We start from the raw sequence: 22786 nt of genomic DNA, 5'->3' as shown, positions 1-22786 counted from the left end.
GAACCCGACTCATCCTCGCCATCGGTGTTCTGCCCGGCCTTCTCCCCCTTCGCACGCAGAGATAAATCACTAACCGTCGCCTTTCGTACCTCCGGGACAGCCCGAGACGCCAAAGACCCGTTCAGCGCATCCAGCCTTTTCCTTACATCCCGCCAAGTCTTATCAACCTGAGGTGCAATTCTTGAGGAGACACTCTTTACACGGGCGAACAATTTACTCTTGGATGACATCGCTCCCTCGCTTACTGAAAAAACACTCTCAGTGTAGTCACTCATTCCTCAAAAAATCCACCAACCTCCACCAGATTCTGCTTCCTCACGGCGCTCACGTTCTTGTTCGAGCTGAGCATACTGTTCATCCAGCTCTTGCAACTTTCGGTCACTTTCCAGAGGCTCGACTGGACCTCCGCCAAATGGCCAATACCAGGAAGCAGATTCATACTTCCCCTGCTCCTTTAACCGCTCAAGCTCCAACTCTCGCTCTTCTTCAAGAGCAGCCTTCCGCTTTTCATAATCATCATCCTGATTTTCCTCAACGATCGATGCAGCTGCGTGATTCGGAGCCAACAGATCACTGTTCAGGAACAGCGTAGAAACAATCTCTACAGGCTTCATCGCGTAGCTTCGCGTTACTAACTGCAAGTCACCGGAAGCCAGAGGATCATCAGGATCAAGGTCAGGGTGTAGCTCGCCGGGTTCGGTGAGTTCGTTATAGCGCAAGTAATAAATCTTGCCCGACTCAACGTTCAGTGTGGCGTTTGCAATCAAACTAAGACTGAACGACCCAAGCCCTTCAAGCCCAAGCAAAGGACGCCGCATAGCGATGTGCCGCTCACCAGGCGCCACCTCTAGCCACGTAAAACTGTTATTTCGGATATTGAAATAATGATGATCATCGATGTAGACGCTGGGCGCTTCGATCTCATTCCCCGCCCACTCAGAGTCGGTACGGTAAAAATAGAGCAGAGCGTTATTCTGATCCCACTCTTCGGCATCAATGTGGACAAAGTTGTGACCCGACACCGGGTGCAAGAACCCCCCCACACTTTTACCAATGGACTGATACACCGTACAACCAGATAGCGCCACCACACAGCAAAGCGCGGCGGCACTCTTAACGAAAGGCACTCGGATTCTCATTATTTTACACTCTTCATCCCTTTTCGAGTTGCCAGATCATATCAACTGCCACTCGAGAGAAATGAGAGCTACCGCAAGGGATGAATACAAACCGTTACATTCACCCCTTACCCCACTAAAACCAATTATTGACCAGCAGCTCCGGACCGGAGCTGATTCACTTCCTCGGACAACCGCACCAACCGTGATGTTAGCTGCGCTCTTGAGGCATCAATGGCGGCAACCGTTTGCTTAAATTCAGAGAGCTGCGCCTTCAAGGCTCGAACCTCTCGACCATCGGCTTGCGACCCAATTTTCTTTTCCAGCGCAGCAATACGCCCCTCCAAACCATCGATGCCCAACTTCTGTTCTTGCTCAAAGCGCTTTATACGACTCTCTACCAGAGGCCCAACACCGTCCATCTTTTGCCCAAGTACAGCCACCTGCTTCTCAATCGTCTGATCCGCCTGCTCAAGAGCGGTAACCGCTCCCTTCAAGCGCTCGGCCATCTGCGCGACATCCCCAGCCATACCGCTGCGAACCTGTTCAAGACGCGAGTCGAGATCAGCAACCGCCTTTCCGGCACCCACCAACCGCTCATCGAGAGAGGCTATTTTCTGTTGTTGCTCGTTCAGCCTCTGCTTATTCTTTTCATTCGCAATGACCCAAAGCTTGCGAATCTCGCCATCCACCGAATCCAGCCGCTCTTTAGCCCCCGAAATCTGTTGCTCTAACCGCGCACCTCGCTCCTGCAATGACTCGCCCGTTTCGGAAAGCTCGCCCTCAAAGCGCGCCAGCGCTAAATTGCTCTGCCGGGCCCAGTAGTCCGCGTCCTGCAACTGACCTTCGAGAACCTGAATGCGTTGTTCCTGCAGATACCAGCCCGTCCCGGCTGCGGCAGCAATGATCACCAGCAGCACCCAAATCAATGCAGATGCACCGCCAGCGCTCCCCTTGCCCTTATTCGGCTCTGGGGATTTAGGGGGCGTTTGCGGCCTTTCTTTTTTGGCCTTCGGCTTTTCAAGCTCTCTCGGCTCAGCCCCACCAAAAGGTTCGTCAGCTCTCAGCTCGTCGTCATCTGGACGAATGGGTTCCATTACAGCTCCTGAATACAGAGGGTTTAATAAAGAAGACTAGATAATACGCTCGCCAAACAAAACGTTAAAATGAAGAACCATACAGGTACCTTGTATGATGGTACCGTCTATCTTGCATGGCGGGTGGCCAATCCATACAATGGCCGGCTTTCCAATTATCACAGGACTGTTGCTTATGCAGCCGCTTGTAGGTCTCATCATGGGGTCGAAATCCGACTGGCCCACCATGGAACACGCCGCCGACATGCTCGACAAGCTTGGCGTGCCCTACGAAACACGAGTTGTCTCAGCCCACCGCACACCCGACCTTCTGTTTGACTACGCCAAAACAGCTTCAGATCGCGGTTTGAAGGCCATTATCGCAGGCGCAGGTGGTGCTGCTCATCTTCCTGGAATGGTCGCGTCACAAACCTCTTTGCCAGTACTGGGTGTACCGGTTCAGTCCAAAGCCTTGAACGGCCTGGACTCACTGCTCTCCATCGTGCAAATGCCGGGTGGCATCGCTGTCGGCACACTCGCCATCGGTAAAGCGGGCGCCACTAACGCCGGTTTATTGGCGGCGCAGATCATCGGCACCTTTGACGACAACGTGCGCAAAGCGGTTGACGAATTCAGGGCAACCCAAACACAGACCGTGCTGGACAACCCTGATCCCAGCGATCAGTAATGCCCACTCCAAAACCTTAAAAGGCAGGAGCGTTCGAATGAAAATCGGTGTACTAGGAGCTGGCCAATTAGGGCGCATGCTGGCACTTGCCGGATACCCGCTAGCCAAAGACTTTGTCTTTTATGACATGTCGGGAAGCCCCAGCGCGGGTCTTGGCGAGACCATCGTAGACCGGGACGGGAAGCAGCTGGACAACTTTCTTTCAAAAGTTGACCGCGTAACCTACGAATTCGAACACTTACCGGTGGATGTTGCCGAAAAACTGGCGCAACACAAACCCGTGCACCCCTGCCCTCGCGCCTTGCAGGTCTGCCAGAACCGGGAAGCCGAAAAAACATTATTCGGCCAACTCGGCATTCCGACACCCGAGTGGAAAACGGCAGACAGTGCAGAAACGTTGAAAGCCGCAGCCGAAGCCCTCGGCTGCCCGGTTGTCGCCAAGTCCATCACCGAAGGTTACGACGGCAAAGGTCAGGCGGTACTGAAAAGCCCGAAAGAAGCAGAAGCCGCTTGGGCATCTATCGGCCACTCTCGCGTCATTGTCGAGAAATTCGTTAATTTCAGCCGCGAAGTATCACTGATCGCCGTGCGTGCCGAAGATGGCGATGTCGCCTTCTATCCGATCGCTGAAAACACGCATCACGAAGGCATTCTGCGCTATTCCATCGCGCCTGCGCCCGGACTGCCAGCCCATGTTCAGCAAGATGCCGAACGATACATCAAAGCACTGCTCAATGAGCTAGAGTACGTAGGCGTGCTCACGCTGGAACTGTTCGAGACGGAGAACGGCCTGGTTGCCAACGAAATGGCTCCGAGGGTCCACAACTCCGGCCACTGGACCATCGAAGGCGCTATGACCAGCCAGTTCGAAAACCATATTCGAGCCGTCAGCGGCCATGCACTGGGCAACGTGGAAGCTCGCGGGGTCAGTTGCATGATCAATATCATCGGTGAACATGGCGACATCGAGCGCATCTTGGAATTGCCTTACGCCCACGTTCACCTTTACAACAAGGGCGAGCGCCCCGGTCGCAAGCTCGGACACATCAATATTCTGGCCGACAGCTATGAAGAACTGGTTTGGCGGGTAAAAACCTGCGCCCAGTTCTTGCCTGGCAGTCCCGAATTTACGTGCAGCCTCACCGCAAAGGGTTGAATTAAAGAAATCCGCCCCTATATTGCTGGTACGCACATTCATAAACAAAGAGAGACAGGGAGAACGACCTCATGGCATTTGAACTTCCCGCATTGCCTTACGAAAAGAACGCTCTGGAACCGCACATGTCCCAGGAAACTCTTGAGTTTCATTATGGCAAGCACCACCAGACTTACGTAACCAAGCTGAACGGCCTGGTTGACGGCACCGACAATGCTGATAAGTCTCTGGAAGAGATCATCAAGAGCGCTAGCGGCCCTCTGTTCAACAACGCCGCTCAGGTATGGAACCACACATTCTTCTGGAACTGCCTGACTCCTAACGGCGGCGGCGAGCCCACTGGCGCAGCTAAAGAAGCCATCGAGAAAGCATTCGGCTCTTTCGAAGACTTCAAGAAAGAATTCAACGACAAAGCAGCCAACAATTTCGGTTCTGGCTGGACTTGGTTGGTTAAAAAGGCAGACGGCAGCGTTGCAATCGTTAACACCAGCAACGCCGAAACTCCGCTGACTGGCGCTGACAAGCCGGTTCTGACCGTCGACGTATGGGAACACGCCTACTACATCGATTACCGGAACAGCCGTCCGAACTATCTGGAAGGTTTCTGGAAGCTGGTTAACTGGGATTTCGTAAACGAAAACCTGGGCTAAGTTAGCACAGAGCTTGGTAGTAGCGCTGATGCGCCTGCCTAAAAACAGAAACGCCCGCCTGGCAAGCCCCGGCGGGCGTTTCTGTTTATGACACAGATCAAATTGCAACAATTCGATACACGCTCTTTCAGGACATAACGGAAATTTCAGGCATACTCGGTGGCCGAGTAATCATATTGGGCCATACTGTGGAACGTACCGTCGCCCAGAGCGAGCAATACCCCAAGATCAATCAAATGAGCTGCAATGACCGGAATGCAAAAAGCTTTTAACGTAGAAAGCCGCTTGGGACTCCGCATCCTGCGCTGGGTACTGGCCGTTGCATTACTTAGCGGGCTCGCCGTTAGCACCGTCCAAGTGATACTCGACGCGCAGCGAGTATCATCCGAACTCAAGCTGCAGGCTAAACAGACCATTTCTTTGGTGTATGACGCTGCAACCCAAGCGGCTTTCAGTATCGACGAAACACTGGCCCAACAGGTTGTTCAGGGCCTCTTTGCCCTGGAAGCGATCAACCTTGCACGGATTTCCCACCCCGATGGAAAAGAGCTAAGCAGCCTCAAACGCAGGCCAGATCAACTTTATTCTCGCCGCATTACCGATCTGATTTTCGGTGATGTCTGGGTCTATCGGGAGCCTCTAAATCGTGCCGACAACCCTGGCAAACCATACGGCTATCTGGAGATTCATCTCGACACCGCCTACGACGCCCACACATGGCTAACTAGAGGCCTCGTCACCTTCGCTTCAGGTATCGCGATCGCTTTCATTCTCGGCTTAACACTGTTCATTTTATTCAACTGGTTACTAACCAGCCCGCTGCTCCGCATCGTCTACTCAGTCAAGAAGGTTGACCCCGATCACCCGGACGGCCGACTGCTATCTATACCTAAAGGGCATGAGGCAAACGAACTTGGGCTATGGGTTAACGCCACCAACAACCTACTTGTAGCGATTGCCGATAATCAACAAAAGCACCTCGAAGCCGAAGCTCGAGTAAACCAACTCGCGCGAATTGATGTGTTGACCGGCTTACCCAGCCGGGACGCCTTTATGGAAGAACTGCAGCACGACATCGAAAGATCGAAGGTTGAGCGCACCACGCTGTCACTCACCGTGTGCGGCATTAACGACTTCAAATCGGTGAACGAGCAGTGCGGGTTTCGTACCGGCGATCTCATACTGAAAACCGTTGCCGGCAGACTCCGTGCAAACCTCCCCTCCGATCGGTTTGGCCTTGCCCGCTTGGGTAGCGACCAATTCGTTATCGTCGAGAAAAAAATTCGGGATAGCTTTCAAGCCGCCGAAACTGCAGAAAAAATACTCGCAATCATCGGCCTACCTATCGAAGCGGGTAGTCACCGAATATCCATGGCATCGACACTTGGTATTGCACTGTTCCCAAACGATGCGCGTGAAGCCGATCGGTTACTGCAAAGCGGCGAACAAACCATGGCTCTTGCAAAACAAATCGGTGACAAACGTTTTCAGTTCTTCGTGGCCAGCATAGATCAGGAGATCCGTGATCGTAAACAAATGGAAAAGGACCTGACTCGAGCCATCGAGAATCAGGAATTCCACCTCGTTTACCAACCCCAAATCAACCTGGAAACAAAGCGTGTTATTGGCGCAGAAGCACTGCTTCGCTGGGAGCACCCGGAACACGGCTTCGTACCGCCAGACAAGTTCATTCCCATCGCGGAAACCAGTGGCTCGATTGTGGAAATCGGAAAATGGGTACTCGAACAGGCCTGCCGGCAGGCTGCACACTGGGCCTCTACCGGATCACACCTCAGAATTGCCGTAAACCTGTCAGCGGTCCAATTGCGGCAAAACACAATCGTGGACGACATTCTGGACACACTGAACACATACAGAATACCGCCCGGGCGCCTGGAACTGGAAATCACCGAAACCAGCTTCATGACCAACATGACCGATGCCGTCGCGAAGTTACACAAACTGCACAGAGCCGGCATCAGCATCGCGGTAGACGATTTTGGCACCGGTTACTCATCACTGACGTACCTGAAAAAAATGCCCGTTCAGCACCTAAAAATCGATAAACAGTTTATTCAAGATCTTCTGATCAACGAAGAAGACACTCGCATTGCCAACACCATTATCGATCTGGGCCGAAGCTTGAACCTTACCGTGATTGCAGAAGGCGTCGAAACAGCAGAACAAGAACATTACCTGACGCAAAGAGGCTGCAAGCTAGCGCAGGGATATTTCTTCAGTAGGCCCTTATTGCCTAGAGATTTTAAGGAATTTGTACAGACTTACCATGCCAATATCGTGGAAAATAAAGCTCAAACACATTTCGAGGGTTAAACATGGGAATGACAACTGTCATCGGACTCGCTGTTATCGCGGTTGTCGTGATTTACCTGGTTTTCATCTACAACAGCCTGGTATCACTGCGCAATCAGTTCAAAAATGGCTTCGCACAAATTGATGTGCAGTTGCAACGCCGGCACGACCTCATCCCCAATCTTGTAGAAGCAGCTAAAGGCTATCTCGACCATGAGAAGTCAACGCTCACGCAAGTGATGGAAGCGCGCAACAATGCCGTAAGCGCACAGAAAGACGCCGCCAAAGACCCCAGCGACAACACCAAAATGCAGCGTCTGGGCAGCGCAGAAAATCTGCTAACCAAAGCACTGGCCAACTTCTACGCCGTCTCCGAAAATTACCCGGAATTGAAAGCCAACGAAACCATTCAACAGTTAATGGAAGAGCTTTCCAGCACCGAGAACCGGGTCGCCTTCGCTCGCCAGGCGTACAACGACGGTGTAATGACCTACAACATTTTCCGCGAGAAATTTCCGAACAACATCATCGCCGGCATGTTTGCATTTAAAGAAACTGCCCAACTTCAACTGGAATCGCCCGAAGCCCGTCAGGCCCCGAAAGTCAGTTTCTGAGGCCTGATTCATGGCAGCACCCGGTTTTTTTCAGCGCCAGGCTCACGCCCGGCGCAACACCAGCCTTCTTGTCGTATTGTTCCTGAGCGCCGTCGTCTTGATCACGCTGGCGGTATGCTTGGTGGGCTATCTGGTTACCCGCAGCGAAAGCTCCCCCCTCCCCTTTCATCAATGGCTGCTGTCTACCCACGGAATGACCACCGCTGCCGCCGTGGTCATACTGATCGGAATTGGCTCGCTGGTCCGCGGACTCGATCTCGCTGGAGGCGGATCTCGCGTTGCTAAAATGGTAGGCGCGCGCCTGATCGAACCGGACACCCGGGACCCCGATGAACGCAAACTGCGCAATATCGTCGAAGAGATGGCCATTGCCAGTGGCGTATCCGTGCCCGAGCTTTACGTGATGGACGGTGAAACCAGCATCAACGCGTTCGTTGCCGGGTATGCGCCGGGCGAAGCCGTGATGGTGGTCACCAAAGGGGCCTTGGCTCAGCTAAACCGGGACGAGTTACAGGGCGTGGTAGGCCACGAGTTCAGTCACATTCTGAACGGCGACATGCGGCTCAATGTGCGGCTTATCGCTATACTCGCGGGCATCCTGATGATCGGACAAATTGGCCAGTTCTTGCTTCGAGCGGGGTTCTACAGCAGCGCCACACGCCGCCGAAACAGCGATAGCCGAGCACAAGTAGCCATGGGCATCCTAGGCCTTGCCCTGGTGATTATCGGTTACGTGGGGGTCTTCTTCGGCCGATTGATTCAAGCCGCCGTGTCACGCCAGCGAGAAATGCTAGCCGACGCATCATCGGTGCAGTTCACGCGGAATCCCGAAGGTATTGGTGGTGCGCTGTTCAAAATCGGAATGACCAGCGCTTACCTCGACACCACCAGCCATGCAAGCGACATGAACCACATGTGCTTTGGCGAGTCCGCACGTATGAAGTTCACCTCGCTCCTGGCTTCACACCCCCCCGTCAACGAGCGCATTGACGCCATACAACCCGGTTTGCTGGCGCGGCTTCGCAGCCGCCTGCGAGATACCGAGCCCAGTTCTAAGCTGCAAGCGAAAACCGCACAACCGGAAAGCGCCCGAATCTCGGATCTGGCCAATCAAGTTGTTGGGCCTGCGCGAGGCACACCCGGAAGCAGACTCTCGCCTTTGCGATCATCGCTCACTGGATCTACTCAGCAACCCGCTACCCAACTGTCTACCCGCGTGGGGACCGTCACACCGCAGAGCGAAGCCTTTGCAGCCGATCTTCTACAACAGCTACCGTCTACATTCCGAAACCTGCTCTATACCCGGGCCGGGGCCATACAACTTTGCTACGGCCTGCTGACTTACCATCTTCCTGTGGCCGAGCGCATTCAATACTTGGCGTCTATACCCCAACACGCTCTGCTGGGAGAGCAACCAGATATACTATCGAAGCTCTTACCGACTCTTGCGACATTGGGCGAAGCAGCAAGATTCCCGACACTCGAATTGGCGATGCCGGCGCTCAGAAAGCTGAATGCCGAAGAGCGCCACGCACTACTAAGCAACGTCCGCCAGCTGGTCGCAGCCGATAAACGCCTGAGCTTGTTTGAATTGGCATTGAACACTTTTCTGAATCGGCACCTTTCACCGAAAGCTGAACAGGCGGTACCGGTAAGGCATAGAAACTACCGTTCGGTAAAAGCCGAGATTGAGTGCGTTGTCGGGCTATTCGCGCGCGCAGGCACAGACTCAGAGCAAGATGCGGCGAATCTCTATCAGGAAGCCATGGCAGGCTTCTTCTCCGCGCCAGACCAGCGTCCCACCACTTCAGTCTCTATCAGGGAATTACAAGCCGCGCTGGCTGCTCTGAGCCGGCTGTCGCCATTATTAAAGCCTGGGATTATTGATGCCTGCGGTCACTGCATCCTGCACGATGGCATGGTTGATGTGCGGGAATACGAACTCATGAGGCTGGTCGCTGACCAACTGGACTGCCCTATGCCACCGCTTTGAGCATTTGGCGGCTGGCACAGACTCGTTTGATTAGAAAACTTCAGACCACAAAAAAGGCCAGAACCCGGCACGGCTCGAAAGCCTTGATAACATGCCGGTAACTGGCCCTTTGGGTATTCCAGACGTTCTTAGTAGCGACGCCCTTCAAACAGCATTTCTACAGCTGGATCAGCCTCAGGCTGCGGTAGGCCTAACTTCTCACGAACCTCGAGATTCACATCCCATAGGCGATTGAACTGCTGCAAAGTAGCCGCCGCCGCATCTTGCTTGCCGAGCATGATGGTCGGGCGCAAGAACACCAGCAAATTACGCTTCACCCGACTTTCGCTCTCGGAAGAGAAAAGCCGGCCTAGATACGGAATGTCTCCAAGTAGAGGTACCTTACTTCTGTTGACCTGGTAATCGTCTTTAATCAAGCCACCCAATACAACCGTTTCACCATCGTCCGCCAGAACCGTGGTTTTGATTTCCCGCTTGTTGGTGATCAGATCCGAAGCCCCATCGACTGTCGTTGTCGAGATATCCTCAGTGGTCTGTTCAACCACCAAGCGCACCAAGCCATCGGCGCTAATGGTTGGGGTCACTTTAAGCGACAACCCCACATCTCGACGCTCAATAGTGGTGAAAGGATTGGTCGTACCATCGCCGGTGACCGTGGATTGGCCGGTGCGGAACGGTACGTTCTGACCAACAATAATCTCCGACTCTTGGTTATCCAGAGTGATGATGCTTGGCGTAGACAACAAGTTTGCCGCTGAAGCAGAGGACAGTGCCTGGATCAGGACGCCCCAGGTAATTCCGTTTTCGTCACGGTTGCCGGCGCCAATAGTGACACCTCCGCCCAGTTGCGGAACGACATCTCCAACCAGAGCCCCGATAACCGAGTTCAGGCCTACCATACCGGAACCGCTCGTCAGGTTAGTGCCTAATACTGGCAACGAGGACGCGGATTCATCACCGGCTGCCAACTGCACACCTAACTGGTCACCCAACTCGTCACTGATTTCAACAATCGCCGCTTCAATCATTACCTGAGCACGACGTACATCCAGCTGGGAAACAATTTGCTCCGCTTCCTGCATCAATGAAGGATCGCCGCGAACGACCAAAGCATTCAAGCCTTCATCCGCGAAGACAGCAAAGTTGTTGTTGGGATTACCGCCACTACTGCCGGTCCCACCAGCACCCCCACTTTCTTTAACGGCTTCGCCCATCACCCCTTTGAGGATTTCTGTCAGGGTTTTCGCGTCCGCATGACGTAAGCGAAGCACCTTGGTGGTACCGCCACTTGCGGAGGGCTGGTCTAGCTTGCGGATCAGCACACGCATTTTTTCACGAAAGCTGTCATCACCGCGAAGGATCAGCCGATTACTCCGCTCGTCGGCAGTAACATTGTATTTGTTAGCTGTATTATCATTCCCTGAACGCCCCAGTTCACTGGGCGCCAGTTCCTGCAACAGCTTAACCATGTCGCCAACCCAGGCTTCACGTAGCTGGATGACTTCAACTTCCGAGCGGGAAGGACTGTCAAGCTCACGGACAATCTGTTCAATGCGCTGAATATTAGAGGAATGATCGCTAACAATCAGTGCGTTAGCCGCGGCCACACCGGCGAGGTGCCCGTATTTGGCCACTAAAGGACGAAGAATTGGCACCAATTCCAAGGCATTCGCGTTTTCGATCTGAATAACCCGTGTAATCAGTTGTTCAGACGGCGTTGTTTTGAACCGGTCCAGTACCTCGGCGGATTGCTTCGCATCCACCTGCTGCACCACTTTTACCACTTCTTCACCAGGGATTGCGGTGAAGCCGTGTACGTTCAGAACTGCCAGAAAGAGATCGTAAATTTCGTCCTTATTCATCGGAGCGCTGGAAAGCACCGTGACCTTGCCTTTGACCCGCGGGTCCACCACAAAGCTGTAGCCCGTAATGTCAGCAACCTGCGTCACGAAGGCTCGTATATCGGCTTCCTTGAGATTCAGCCTCCAGGTTTCTTCCTGCGCCTGAGCCACGGCCATCAACGGCAGCAGAAGAACAAATAAGAGAGCCCTGAGGATGTTTGTTTTGTGGTTATACATCTGGCGGTATCGTCCTGTATTGAATTACCCGATCAGTTACGCCATTGCTCGGGAATGGCGTAACTCACCGTGAGTAGACTTCCATTACGTTCAATTTCTATATCCAGCCGTGGCTGGCTGCGCCATTCGTTAAACAACGCTTTGTCCTGTTCAAAGTCGCCTAATCGCTGACCATTTAATGCGGTGATCACATCACCGGGGCGCAGATTGACGGCGTTCAACATGGCATTTGAGCCATCGTACACGTAACCGGATTGTCCATTATCCTGCGCCGGACTCAACCCGTAGGCCCGGAGCGCAGCAGCGCCCTGAGCATCCAACTGAGCTCTGGCACTGGCCAGAAAATCGTCGGGAGATTCCGCCGATGAAGGTTGATTCGCTGGTGCTTCCGCCAGAATACCCTCAACACCGAGAACTTCCTCGAAGGCCAGCGATTCGTATCGCCCACCTCGTCTTATTAGAATTCGTGCTGACTCAACCTCGGCCAACTCCGCGTTACCCGGTAATGTATCGCCTACGCGGTAATACTCAGTTTCTCCGTCGCTTCCGGCAACTATAGCACCGGAGTCTTCCGGGCGCTGCCCTATCAACACACCTTCTAACCGCAATCGCAAGCCTGTTTCCGGGGCGGTCTTTCGAATCACATCCGCTACACCGGCTTGAGACTCGGACCGACCAAACAATTCGTAACCTGCGATTGGCGCGAGCCCGCTGCCCTTAAGGGACCCTTTCCCCCCGGATACTTGCCCATACAGCTCGGGCACGGAGCTATCTGGCCATACAAACAGCCAAGTGACTCTGGCAAGCTCTGCTCCCAAGTAGACGACCAAAGCGATGAGCAGCACATTGGCCAGCGAGCGGGACACCCTCTCCTGCGTCCGCACGGATACAGCCGCCATGCTAAAAGCCTCCTGGCAGCAAAGGCTGCTTGACCCGGAACACCACATCGCCGGGGCGAGCACCCTCCGACCAAGGCTGCTGAGCCAAATCAACCATGCGCTTGTATACGCGAATTTCCATCATGCCATCCCAAAGTATGTTGGCATCCGCTGCAGGACCATCACCGCCCTGCTCCGCCACATCTAATGCAACGCCGCCCTCCACTGTGTCCAGCTTGGCCTGCATTGGCGGGAACTGCGCCTGACCCGTCTGATTCCCCATTGGCCAGGTCACCAGACCACCATCCCACCGACCCATGCCTTCAGCATGGTGCAGCCGCTCGTCAGCCCAACGTATTTTCAGGTAATCGATAGACACCTTGCCGTCAATCATTGCCCCGCCGCTTTGACGGATCAAGTCCTCAAATTCTGCAACGGCTACTACGCCGCTGGCCGCCACATCAAAACTACCCGGCCATCCTCCCGTAACAACGCCGTCCACACGAGATTGTGCCGAAGATACGGAAAACTCGACCGGCAAATTCATATTCGTGAAGGATGGCCAATCGAGCTGCCACTGAACCCGTGTCGGAAATCCGGCCAAATGTACTTTAGCCGCGCCCCCCCACAAGGTACCGGACAGTTGGCGAACCTGAATCTGGGGAGGAAGGTCTACATGATCGGACGCCTGATGCCACACCCAGCCAACCGGCACCCTGACCACCAGTGTCACGGCAAAAACAAACACCCCAAGCAACAACAGCAAGATGAACTTGCCAGGGCGGAAGAAAGGTTTTGAGGGGATATCACTCATTGCATCGTGCACATTTATAAGCCGGTTGCCGAGTCTAACAAACGCAGTTGCCAAGTGCATGATTAAAGCAATAAAAAAACCCGCATTGGTGTTATCCAACGCGGGTTTTTATCGGAGTAGAACGAGTGCTCTCTTCGCCCCAAAAATTCAGGAAAATCTGAAGCCTGCAGGGTCAAGGAAGGCTGTAATCCGCTTCTTCCTTGAACTTGGTTTTGCGAATCTCAAACCCGACTCATTGACCTTAGAAAAACGAATCATTGAGGTGTCGTGCAAATAGCTTTGTATCACTTTCCATGGACCACTTTTACCTTGTCTCGGTAATAGATGCCTGGCGCGCGCCACATAACCCGATTGTAAATCGAGGAAAGGCTCATCGGAAAAATCATTTTCCTGCGCTTCGGGTACACAGTAGGGAATACCCTGCTTATCCATGTAATTGATTAAGCGACAGCAAAACTCTGCTATCAGATCCGCTTTCAGCGTCCAGGATGAGTTGGTGTAACCAAAGGTCATTGAAAAATTCGGCACACCACTGACCATAGAGCCTTTATAGGTTAAACATTCACCGACATTAACTTCCTGGCCATCGACTACAGGCGTCACTCCACCAAATATCTTCATATCCAGCCCAGTCGCTGTAACAACAACGTCAGCTTGAAGTTCTTTGCCTGATTTCAATCTAATACCTTGTTCAGTAAAGCTTTCAATATGATCCGTAACCACTGAAGCTTTCTTTTCCTTCAACACTTTGAACAAATCACCATTAGGTACTGCACACAACCTTTCGTCCCACGGGTTATAGTTGGGTGCAAAATGCTTCATATCGAAATCGCTCCCCAGCTGCCGTTTTGCTGCCATAAGCAAAAGTCGCCTAATCGCTTTAGGCCGCTGCCTAGAGAGCCGGTACACGCCCAGCTGGAGACCTACATTTCTTGCCCGAGCCATTTTATAAACCAGCTTTTCTGGCAAGAATTTACGCAAACCAATCGAAATATGATCTTTCTCTGGGACAGCAGCCACATAGCTTGGAGAACGCTGCAACATAGTCACGTGCTCCGCTTGATCACACATAGCGGGCAACAGCGTGACAGCGGTGGCACCACTCCCAATAATCACGACCTTCTTGTCTTTGTACTGAATATCGTCTGTCCATTTCTGGGGGTGAACAACATCCCCTTTGAACTTTTCAAGTCCTGGAAACTCAGGTGTATAACCCGCTTCATAATTGTAGTAACCAGTGCAGCCCATCAAAAAGCCACAGGTAAAAATCTGCTCTTCTTCGCTACCTTCTCGAGTGGCAATAACTTTCCACTGAGCTTTTTCACTGCTCCACTCTACACGGACGACTTTCATCCCATAAGTAATGTGTTGAGTGATGTTATATTCCTGCGACGTCTCTTTTATGTAATTCAAGATCGAAGCGCCATCAGCAATACTCTTCTCACTTGTCCACGGCTTGAAGCTATACCCCAGCGTAAACATGTCAGAATCTGACCTTATGCCCGGGTAGCGAAATAAATCCCAAGTTCCGCCCATCGAAGATCGACTTTCTAAGACTGCAAATGTCTTTTTAGGACAATTCCTTCTCAAGTGAGCAGCTGCACCTATCCCGGACAAACCTGCCCCTATGATCAAAACATCAACATGCTTATTCATAACCCCTCCGAATTCACTGGCCCCATCATAGGACCACCCTCCACTTGCCACGGACTCAGCCAGCAGAATAGTTAAACGCTGGACAATGCTACACCGGTCAATGTAACATTGTCTAGGTAACAAAGTGGCGCAAGTGAAAAATCAACTCCAGGTGGAGGCTAATATGAGTCAGCCGAACAAGAAAACGCCCATGCTAATGCCAACTAGACGCGACATTAAGTTCAAGCTCGATCCTAAGATTATTAGTGAATGGCACCATTCTGGCGGCCCCATTTTCACAACGTTTCTTAACACTTTTTCAACCATTCTCCCGGTCGGCGAGCGCTTTTTTATCGATAGCGTTAGAGTCTATCGAGATAAAATCGAAGACCCTGAGCTAAAAAAGGCCGTCACAGCCTTCATTGGTCAAGAGGCCATGCATGGACGTGAGCATGAGGACTATAACTCCCCGTTTCTAGCCAAAACGCCGGCTGCAAGAACATTCGAAAAGGGAGTTACCAAGCTCCTGAAATCACTGACGAAGCGTGCACCCAAACCTTTCAACCTTTCGGCCACGATTGCCCTGGAACACTTTACCGCTCTACTGGCTGACGGGGTGCTTTCTGAACCACTTGTTACCGAAGGTGCAGATCCGCAATACGCAGCCTTATGGCGCTGGCATGCCATGGAAGAAACCGAGCACAAAGCCGTTGCTTATGACGTTTGGGATGTCGTTATGGGACGAGGCACCGGTGCCTATCTAAGCCGAAGTGCCGGCTTCGTTACTGCAACCGTGATTTTTTGGGGCTTAACGATTCCTGCATTTGTTGGAGCATTACGTACTGAAGGCCAGATCACCAATTGGGACGGTTGGAACAAATTTTTTAGGTACACTATGGGTGACATTGGATTACTACGCAGACAAATCGGCAACTATCTGGATTACTTCAGACCAGATTTTCACCCCTGGGATCACGACAACCGTGAATACCTAGAGCAAATAGATAAGTTCCTTGCTGATCAAGAAGCCGTAGCTGCTTAATCACTGCTTGCTAGGGCGCGGTCTGTAACCTCTACATTCCGCGCCCTTTTTTCAATTTCTTTATTTCGCAGTTAAAGCCAGCGATTTTTGCACCAAAGATTGATACGACGCTGGCAAAGCTCTCGTCATATAGTCCAACACCTTCGCATCTGGCCCAATCAATATTCTGCGCTGATTTTTCTTTACACCTTTCAAAATTACCGACGCTGCTGTCTCAGGAGTCGTCATGAAAAGGCTTTCAAACTGATCGCGCATTTCCTCAGCATTTGCTTGCTTGGAAATACTTTCGACACTCTTATTCATTCGAGCATTCTTGGCAATATTGGTCTTAATGCCACCAGGATGAACGCAGCTGGCAGAAACCCCACCCCTCTCCAGATCCAGCTCTTGCCTGAGCGATTCGGTAAATCCTCTGACGGCAAACTTCGAGGCATTATAGGCACTCTGAGTCGGCTGAGAGAACAGGCCAAACACACTCGAAATATTCACAACATGCCCCTCTTCACCCGAGGACTTTATATATGGCAAGAATGCTTTAGTGCCATATATCACACCCCACAGATTAATATTTATAATCCACTCATAATCTTCCAACGGGGTTTCTTCCACCGTACCGCCCATCGCAACACCGGCATTATTAAAAACCAGGTTTACCTTTCCGTGATAATCGACGACCTTGTTGGCCCACTGATTCATCGCCGCGTTATCCGATACATCCAAGATGTCGTGACACACTTTGACATCGTACTTTTTCAACTCAGATACCGTTTTCTTTAATCCGACCCTGTCCACATCACTCACCGCAAGATGGCAACCTTCCTTCGCCAAGGCAATAGCAAGGGCACGACCAATACCAGAAGCCGCTCCAGTAACAGCAGCCACTTTATTTCGAAAACTTTTCATTGATGAGAACTCCAATAGTTAGCAATCCGAGTTGCTTTTGGGGACAGGCATGTCAGTACTTCAAAAAACACGAGCCCATCAGAGGCAACCAACCTATACACCGTCCAGTGTAACATAGAATGATGGGCCAGTTAATTAACCCTAAAACCTGACGTCTACCCAAAAAATGAAGAAAGCATAACCACGAAGCCAATAAAAAACCCCAAAAGTCAGAGACTTTCGGGGTTTTTAGACGCGATGAACGCGGGCTAATCATCTACATGATGATTTACATCATTCCGCCCATTCCGCCCATTCCGCCCATTCCGCCCATGTCTGGCATAGCAGCACCAGCGCCTTCTTCTGCCGGCTCGTCAGCAACCATCGCCTCCGTGGTGATGATCAAAGACGCTACGGAAGCAGCGGCCTGCAGTGCAGAGCGAGTTACTTTGGCTGGGTCAAGAATACCCATTTCCAGCATGTCGCCGTATTCTTCAGTCGCTGCGTTGTAACCGAAGGCCTTATCGCCCTCACGCACCTTCGCAACCACCACTGAAGATTCACCGCCTGCGTTGAATACGATTTGACGCAGAGGAGCTTCCATGGCGCGACGCAGAATGTTCACACCAGCTTTCTGCTCTTCGTTGATCGCGTCTACCTTGTCCAGCGCTGCGATAGCGCGGATCAGGGTAACACCACCACCGGCAACGATGCCTTCTTCAACGGCAGCGCGAGTAGAGTGCAGCGCGTCTTCAACACGGGCCTTCTTCTCTTTCATTTCAACTTCGGAGCCAGCACCGATCTTGATAACCGCAACACCGCCAGCCAACTTGGCTACGCGCTCTTGCAGCTTCTCTTTGTCGTAATCGGAAGAGCTGTCTTCGATCTGCTTACGGATCTGCTCAACACGGGCTTCGATGTCAGCCTGCGCACCAGCACCATCGATAATCGTGGTGTTTTCCTTGGTGACGTTGACACGCTTAGCAGTGCCGAGGTCGTCCAGAGTGGTGTTTTCCAGAGTCAGACCAACCTCTTCGGAAATCACAGTACCACCAGTCAGAATGGCGATGTCCTGCAGCATTTCCTTACGACGATCACCAAAGCCAGGCGCTTTAACCGCGTTCACTTTGACGATACCGCGCATGTTGTTCACAACCAGAGTGGCCAGCGCTTCGCCTTCGATGTCTTCAGCGATGATCTGCAGCGGCTTACCAGCTTTAGCAACAGCTTCCAGTACTGGCAGCAGTTCACGGATGTTCGAGATCTTCTTGTCTACCAGCAGGATGAACGGATCGTCCAGCTCTGCAGACATGTTGTCCTGGTTGTTGATGAAGTACGGGCTCAGGTATCCACGGTCGAACTGCATACCTTCAACCACGTCCAGCTCGTCTTCCAGGCCACGGCCTTCTTCAACGGTGATCACGCCTTCTTTACCAACACGCTCCATAGCGTCGGCGATGATCTTACCAATGGTCTCGTCGCCGTTGGCAGAGATAGTCCCTACCTGAGCAATATTGCGGCTGTCGTCGCACGGAGTGGCCATTTCACGAATCGCTTTAACTGCTTCAGCAGTCGCTTTATCGATACCGCGCTTCAGGTCCATCGGGTTCATGCCAGCAGTCACGGCTTTGATGCCTTCGCTAACAATCGCCTGAGCCAGGACGGTTGCAGTGGTAGTTCCGTCACCGGCTGTTTCGTTGGCTTGGGAAGCAACTTCCTTCACCATCTGCGCGCCCATGTTCTCGAACTTGTCTTTCAGCTCGATTTCTTTAGCGACAGATACACCGTCTTTGGTTACGGTCGGCGCACCGAAAGACTTTTCCAGAACCACGTTACGGCCTTTAGGGCCCAAGGTGACCTTCACGGCGTCAGCCAGAACGTTTACACCTTTTACCATGCGCTTGCGGGCGCTATCACCAAACTGAACTTCTTTTGCTGCCATGTCTCTAATTCCTGTTCGTTAAACCGAAATTTGATCGATCGGATAAATGTTCGTTCGTGCGGATCGCTTAGGCAATCACTCAAGCACGCCGTAGATATCGTTCTCGCTCATGATGAGCAGCTCTTCACCGTCTACCTTCACGGTATTGCCGGCGTACTGGCCGAAAACAACGGTGTCACCCACTTTGACTGCCAGTGAACGAGTTTCGCCATTCTCGAGAATGCGACCATTACCCACGGCGATAACTTCGCCCTGAGACGGCTTCTCTTTAGCGTTACCCGGCAGCACGATGCCACCTGCAGTTTTCTCTTCTTCTTCCTTACGGCGTACGACAACACGGTCGTGTAACGGACGAATCTTCATTGCTCGGTTGCTCCAATAGTCAGATTAATGTGGCAATGACAATTGCTTGTTAAAAAATGTCTGGCCGGAAAGCTCAGGCCTGACAAACTGCCCGGTCTCCAAACATCTGATAGACAGAGCTTTTCGACCCGCGGCGAATCTGTGAAAACTAAATGGGGCTGGCTGGCACGTTTTCAACACCCCCGATGAAAATTTTTTACTTTTTTTCTAACTTATCCCGGTCGAATTCCGTCTGATCTTTGTACTCGCCTTCAATGATGTCGCCGTCGGCATCACGATCAAACGGCCGCTGCGGCCCAAACGGCCCCGCGCCAAATCCAGCACCTGACTGGAAGTGGAAACTTCGGCTTTGCCCCGCTACCACCATGCGCTTCATCGCCTGCGCGGCCAGCCAGTGCCGAGTACCCGGCAGCAGACAGAAAAAACCAAACGCATCGGTGATAAAACCGGGCGCCAGCAACATCGCGCCACCCACGGCCAGAATCAGACCTTCGGCAACTTCTTTGGCGGGCAATTCACCGCTATTGAGGCGCTGATTGGCACGCAGCAGGGTCGCAAGTCCTTGTTTTTTCAGCAACCAAGCCCCCACAATCGCCGTCAGAAACACCAACGCAATGGTGTTGAGCGCCCCGATCACGCCCCCCACCTTGATGAGCACCACCAGTTCGGCAACGGGCATGACAATAAACAGAAAAAGGAAAACCGGCATATCGGCCTCGAGCTCGTGAATGTGTGTTCGGCAACGTCTGGTATACTCCGCGCCATACAATAATGACTCAAAGCCACGGGCACACAGTTAATTCTTACCACCATTGAGATCCTAACTAAGGGCAAACTATGAAACTTCAAGACTCCGTAATTGCAATTACTGGTGGCGGCCAAGGTCTCGGCCGCGCTATGGCCGAGTATCTGGCAGCTAAAGGCGCCAAACTCGCTCTGATCGATCTGATGGAAGACAAACTGGCCGAAGCGGTTGAAGCCTGCAAAGAGGCCGGTGTCGAAGCCAAAGCCTACGTTTGCAACGTCGCCAAAGAAGAAGACGTAGAAAACACCTTCAAAGCCATTGTCGCAGACTTCGGCCAGCTAAACGGCCTGATCAACAACGCCGGTATCCTGCGTGACGGCCTGATGGTGAAAGTTAAAGACGGCAAGGTCGAGAAGCGCATGGAGCTGAACCAATGGCAGTCGGTGATCGACGTCAACCTCACCGGCGTGTTCCTGTGTGGCCGTGAAGCCGCCACCCGCATGATCGAAAACGGTGACAAAGGCGCCATCATCAACATCGCCTCCATCTCACGCGCCGGCAACATGGGCCAGAGCAACTACTCTGCAGCCAAAGCCGGCGTATCGGCACTGGTGCCAGTATGGGCTAAAGAGCTGGCGCGTTATGGCATCCGCTGCATGGGCATCGCCCCTGGTTTCATTGAAACCGAGATGACCGCCTCCATGAAGCCGGAAGCTCTGGAAAAAATGACGGCTGGCATTCCGCTCAAGCGCATGGGCAAGCCGGAAGAAATCGCCTCAGCAGCCGCGTTCATCTTTGAGAACGATTACGTATCCGGTCGCATGATCGAAGTCGACGGCGCACTCCGCCTCTAGTCGACGCAATCGCGGAGTTCTACGTGGACGAAATTGAAAACGAACCCACCAAAGAACAAAAAATCTGGCAAGTAGTGGTCGCAATCCCTCCGGGGAAAGTGGCCAGCTACGGTCAGGTTGCCGCCATGGCGGGTCTTGGTCGCCAAGCCCGCTTTGTTGGCCGGGCATTGGGCAAATTGCCCACCGGCCACAGCATCCCCTGGTACCGGGTTCTCCGGAGTAACGGCCAGATTGCTTTTCCTGAAGGTACAGAAACCCGCCAACTGCAAACCGAACAGTTGCGCCTGGAAGGGGTGGAGGTATTGAAAGGAAGGGTATCGATGAAACGCTTTCAGTGGCAGCCCTGAACGCTCGTTCCGGGCTGCCACTGATCTTACAGAAGACTCAGATCACACAGACTTGGCCGCAATAATCTTTTCCTGCCACTCAACCGGGCCGGTCTGGTGCACAGAGCTACCACGAGAGTCGACCGCCACTGTTACCGGCATGTCTTCCACTTCAAACTCGTAGATGGCTTCCATACCCAGTTCTTCAAAGGCCACCACTTCTGCACCTTTGATTGCCTTGGACACCAAGTAAGCAGCACCGCCAACGGCCATCAAATACACCGCGCCAAACTCTTTAATAGCATCAATCGCTATCTGACCACGCTCTGCCTTACCAATCATGCCCGTCAGGCCGGTCTTATCCAGCATGGTGCGGGTGAACTTATCCATCCGGGTTGCGGTGGTCGGGCCCGCAGGACCAACGACTTCTTCACGAATCGGATCAACCGGCCCCACGTAATAGATGAAACGGCCTTTCAGATCGACCGGCAGCTCTTCACCACGCTCGATCATGTCGACCATCTTCTTGTGAGCCGCATCACGGCCCGTGAGCATCTTGCCAGACAGCAGAACGGTTTCACCCGGCTGCCAGTCCTTCACATCTTCCGGCGTGACGGTATCCAAGTTCACACGGCGAACGTTCTCACCCACTTCCCAGGTAATTTCCGGCCAATCGTCCAGGCTCGGCGGGGTTTGCAGAGATGGGCCAGTGCCATCCAACGTGAAGTGCGCGTGACGAGTCGCCGCACAGTTCGGAATAATCGCAACCGGCTTATTGGCAGCGTGAGTCGGGTAATCTTTCACCTTCACGTCCAGGACCGTGGTCAAACCACCCAGACCTTGAGCACCAATACCCAGATCGTTCACTTTCTCGAACAACTCCAGACGCAGCTCTTCGGCACGGTTAGAGGCACCGCGCTCTTGCAGATCGTGAATATCGATTGGGTCCAGCAAGGATTCTTTCGCCAGTTCCATCGCCTTTTCCGCGGTACCGCCGATACCAATACCCAGCATTCCAGGCGGACACCAGCCGGCACCCATCTGAGGAATCATTTTCAGCACCCACTCTACAACCGAGTCGGACGGGTTCAGCATGGCAAACTTGGATTTTGCTTCAGAACCGCCGCCCTTGGCTGCCACGTGCACTTCAACCGTATTACCCGGAACCATCTTGTAGTGAATGATGGCGGGGGTGTTGTCTTTGGTGTTCTGACGCTTGCCGTCCGGATCTGCCAGTACCGACGCACGCAGCACGTTGTCCGGATGGGTGTAGGCACGGCGAACGCCCTCGTTGATTACGTCGTCCAGCGCTTTGTCGCACTCAAACTTCACATCCATACCGATGTTCACGAACACGGTCACGATACCGGTGTCCTGACAAATCGGGCGATGGCCCTGGGCACACATGCGGGAGTTGATGAGAATCTGGGCCATGGCGTCTTTCGCCGCCTGAGACTCTTCCCTCTTATAGGCCTCGTACACGCCCTGAATGAAATCCTTCGGGTGGTAATAGGAAATAAACTGCAGCGCATCGGCTACGCTTTCGATCAGGTCGTCCTGGCGGATTACGGTGGTCATAGTCGCCTCATCAGCTTTCTGATTATGGAAGTGCGCAGAAC

At 52.8% G+C, this 22786-nt stretch carries 21 protein-coding genes; 9 read left to right on the top strand and 12 right to left on the bottom strand.

Translation table 11 applies throughout. The features are described 5' to 3' along the window. The 3 genes from VOI14_RS14215 to VOI14_RS14205 all read right to left on the bottom strand — a co-directional run. On the bottom strand, nucleotides 1–275 hold a 275-nt coding region (locus VOI14_RS14215), incomplete at its 3' end, for a hypothetical protein (RefSeq protein ID WP_323752702.1). Between the two features lie 3 nt (nucleotides 276–278). Further along, nucleotides 279–1139, bottom strand: a complete 861-nt coding sequence (locus VOI14_RS14210) for a DUF2846 domain-containing protein (protein ID WP_323752701.1) — start codon at nucleotides 1137–1139, stop codon at nucleotides 279–281. A 125-nt stretch (nucleotides 1140–1264) separates the two neighbouring features. After that, on the bottom strand, nucleotides 1265–2215 hold the full coding sequence (locus tag VOI14_RS14205) for a hypothetical protein (RefSeq protein WP_323752700.1): 951 nt from the start codon (nucleotides 2213–2215) through the stop codon (nucleotides 1265–1267). Nucleotides 2216–2390: 175 nt separating this feature from the next. On the opposite strand from VOI14_RS14205, the gene purE reads away from it, so the two are divergent. The 6 genes from purE (at nucleotide 2391) to VOI14_RS14175 (ending at nucleotide 9608) form a co-directional block, all read left to right on the top strand. Beyond that, complete coding sequence (purE, locus tag VOI14_RS14200; protein ID WP_323752699.1) at nucleotides 2391–2882, top strand: 5-(carboxyamino)imidazole ribonucleotide mutase; 492 nt, start codon at nucleotides 2391–2393, stop codon at nucleotides 2880–2882. A gap of 37 nt (nucleotides 2883–2919) precedes the next feature. Then, on the top strand, nucleotides 2920–4038 hold the full coding sequence (locus VOI14_RS14195; protein ID WP_323752698.1) for a 5-(carboxyamino)imidazole ribonucleotide synthase: 1119 nt from the start codon (nucleotides 2920–2922) through the stop codon (nucleotides 4036–4038). A gap of 71 nt (nucleotides 4039–4109) precedes the next feature. Beyond that, nucleotides 4110–4688 carry a superoxide dismutase [Fe] gene (gene sodB, locus VOI14_RS14190; protein ID WP_323752697.1) on the top strand — a complete coding sequence of 193 codons (579 nt, stop codon included), beginning with the start codon at nucleotides 4110–4112 and terminating at the stop codon, nucleotides 4686–4688. A 246-nt stretch (nucleotides 4689–4934) separates the two neighbouring features. Beyond that, a complete protein-coding gene (locus tag VOI14_RS14185; protein WP_323752696.1) occupies nucleotides 4935–7022 on the top strand; it encodes a putative bifunctional diguanylate cyclase/phosphodiesterase in 2088 nt (695 codons plus the stop codon). Nucleotides 7023–7030: 8 nt separating this feature from the next. Further along, a complete protein-coding gene (locus VOI14_RS14180) occupies nucleotides 7031–7615 on the top strand; it encodes a LemA family protein (RefSeq protein ID WP_416361433.1) in 585 nt (194 codons plus the stop codon). A gap of 10 nt (nucleotides 7616–7625) precedes the next feature. Next, a complete protein-coding gene (locus VOI14_RS14175; RefSeq protein ID WP_323752694.1) occupies nucleotides 7626–9608 on the top strand; it encodes a M48 family metallopeptidase in 1983 nt (660 codons plus the stop codon). A gap of 128 nt (nucleotides 9609–9736) precedes the next feature. On the opposite strand, the gene gspD is transcribed toward VOI14_RS14175, so the two are convergent. The 4 genes from gspD to VOI14_RS14155 form a co-directional block, all read right to left on the bottom strand. Beyond that, entirely contained in the window at nucleotides 9737–11686 is a 1950-nt protein-coding gene (gene gspD, locus VOI14_RS14170; RefSeq protein ID WP_323752693.1) for a type II secretion system secretin GspD, read from the bottom strand. Nucleotides 11687–11718: 32 nt separating this feature from the next. Then, nucleotides 11719–12585: a type II secretion system protein N gene (locus tag VOI14_RS14165; protein WP_323752692.1), complete on the bottom strand. Its 867-nt coding sequence runs from the start codon at nucleotides 12583–12585 to the stop codon at nucleotides 11719–11721. Nucleotide 12586: 1 nt separating this feature from the next. Next, on the bottom strand, nucleotides 12587–13378 hold the full coding sequence (gene gspN, locus VOI14_RS14160) for a type II secretion system protein N (RefSeq protein ID WP_323752691.1): 792 nt from the start codon (nucleotides 13376–13378) through the stop codon (nucleotides 12587–12589). A 147-nt stretch (nucleotides 13379–13525) separates the two neighbouring features. Then, nucleotides 13526–15034, bottom strand: coding sequence for an NAD(P)/FAD-dependent oxidoreductase (locus VOI14_RS14155; RefSeq protein WP_323752690.1), 1509 nt, complete (start codon nucleotides 15032–15034; stop codon nucleotides 13526–13528). Between the two features lie 163 nt (nucleotides 15035–15197). Between VOI14_RS14155 and VOI14_RS14150 the strand changes: the two genes are divergently transcribed. Further along, the gene (locus tag VOI14_RS14150) at nucleotides 15198–16055 is read left to right on the top strand and encodes a metal-dependent hydrolase (protein WP_323752689.1); all 858 of its coding nucleotides are present in this window, start codon (nucleotides 15198–15200) and stop codon (nucleotides 16053–16055) included. A 60-nt stretch (nucleotides 16056–16115) separates the two neighbouring features. Here the strand turns inward: VOI14_RS14150 and VOI14_RS14145 are convergent, their stop codons facing one another. The 4 genes from VOI14_RS14145 to VOI14_RS14130 form a co-directional block, all read right to left on the bottom strand. After that, a complete protein-coding gene (locus VOI14_RS14145; protein ID WP_323752688.1) occupies nucleotides 16116–16958 on the bottom strand; it encodes an SDR family NAD(P)-dependent oxidoreductase in 843 nt (280 codons plus the stop codon). Nucleotides 16959–17226: 268 nt separating this feature from the next. Further along, nucleotides 17227–18879 (bottom strand): chaperonin GroEL, encoded by a 1653-nt coding sequence (gene groL / locus VOI14_RS14140; RefSeq protein ID WP_323752687.1) that lies wholly within the window; start codon nucleotides 18877–18879, stop codon nucleotides 17227–17229. A gap of 75 nt (nucleotides 18880–18954) precedes the next feature. Next, complete coding sequence (groES, locus tag VOI14_RS14135) at nucleotides 18955–19242, bottom strand: co-chaperone GroES (RefSeq protein ID WP_114333243.1); 288 nt, start codon at nucleotides 19240–19242, stop codon at nucleotides 18955–18957. A 196-nt stretch (nucleotides 19243–19438) separates the two neighbouring features. After that, on the bottom strand, nucleotides 19439–19951 hold the full coding sequence (locus VOI14_RS14130) for an FxsA family protein (RefSeq protein WP_323752686.1): 513 nt from the start codon (nucleotides 19949–19951) through the stop codon (nucleotides 19439–19441). 128 nt (nucleotides 19952–20079) lie between these two features. Here VOI14_RS14130 and VOI14_RS14125 point away from each other — a divergent pair, with 128 nt between their 5' ends. Continuing rightward, on the top strand, nucleotides 20080–20841 hold the full coding sequence (locus VOI14_RS14125; protein WP_323752685.1) for an SDR family oxidoreductase: 762 nt from the start codon (nucleotides 20080–20082) through the stop codon (nucleotides 20839–20841). Nucleotides 20842–20864: 23 nt separating this feature from the next. Continuing rightward, a complete protein-coding gene (locus VOI14_RS14120) occupies nucleotides 20865–21188 on the top strand; it encodes an MGMT family protein (protein WP_323752684.1) in 324 nt (107 codons plus the stop codon). Between the two features lie 42 nt (nucleotides 21189–21230). On the opposite strand, the gene VOI14_RS14115 is transcribed toward VOI14_RS14120, so the two are convergent. After that, nucleotides 21231–22745, bottom strand: coding sequence for a fumarate hydratase (locus VOI14_RS14115; RefSeq protein ID WP_223133710.1), 1515 nt, complete (start codon nucleotides 22743–22745; stop codon nucleotides 21231–21233). Between the last annotated feature and the right edge of the window lie 41 nt (nucleotides 22746–22786).

The sequence above is a fragment of the Marinobacter sp. genome, from assembly GCF_034669625.1.
Classification (GTDB): domain Bacteria; phylum Pseudomonadota; class Gammaproteobacteria; order Pseudomonadales; family Oleiphilaceae; genus Marinobacter.
The sequence above is the reverse complement of the archived record's forward strand: the minus strand, read 5'-3'. Positions and strand labels throughout refer to the sequence as shown.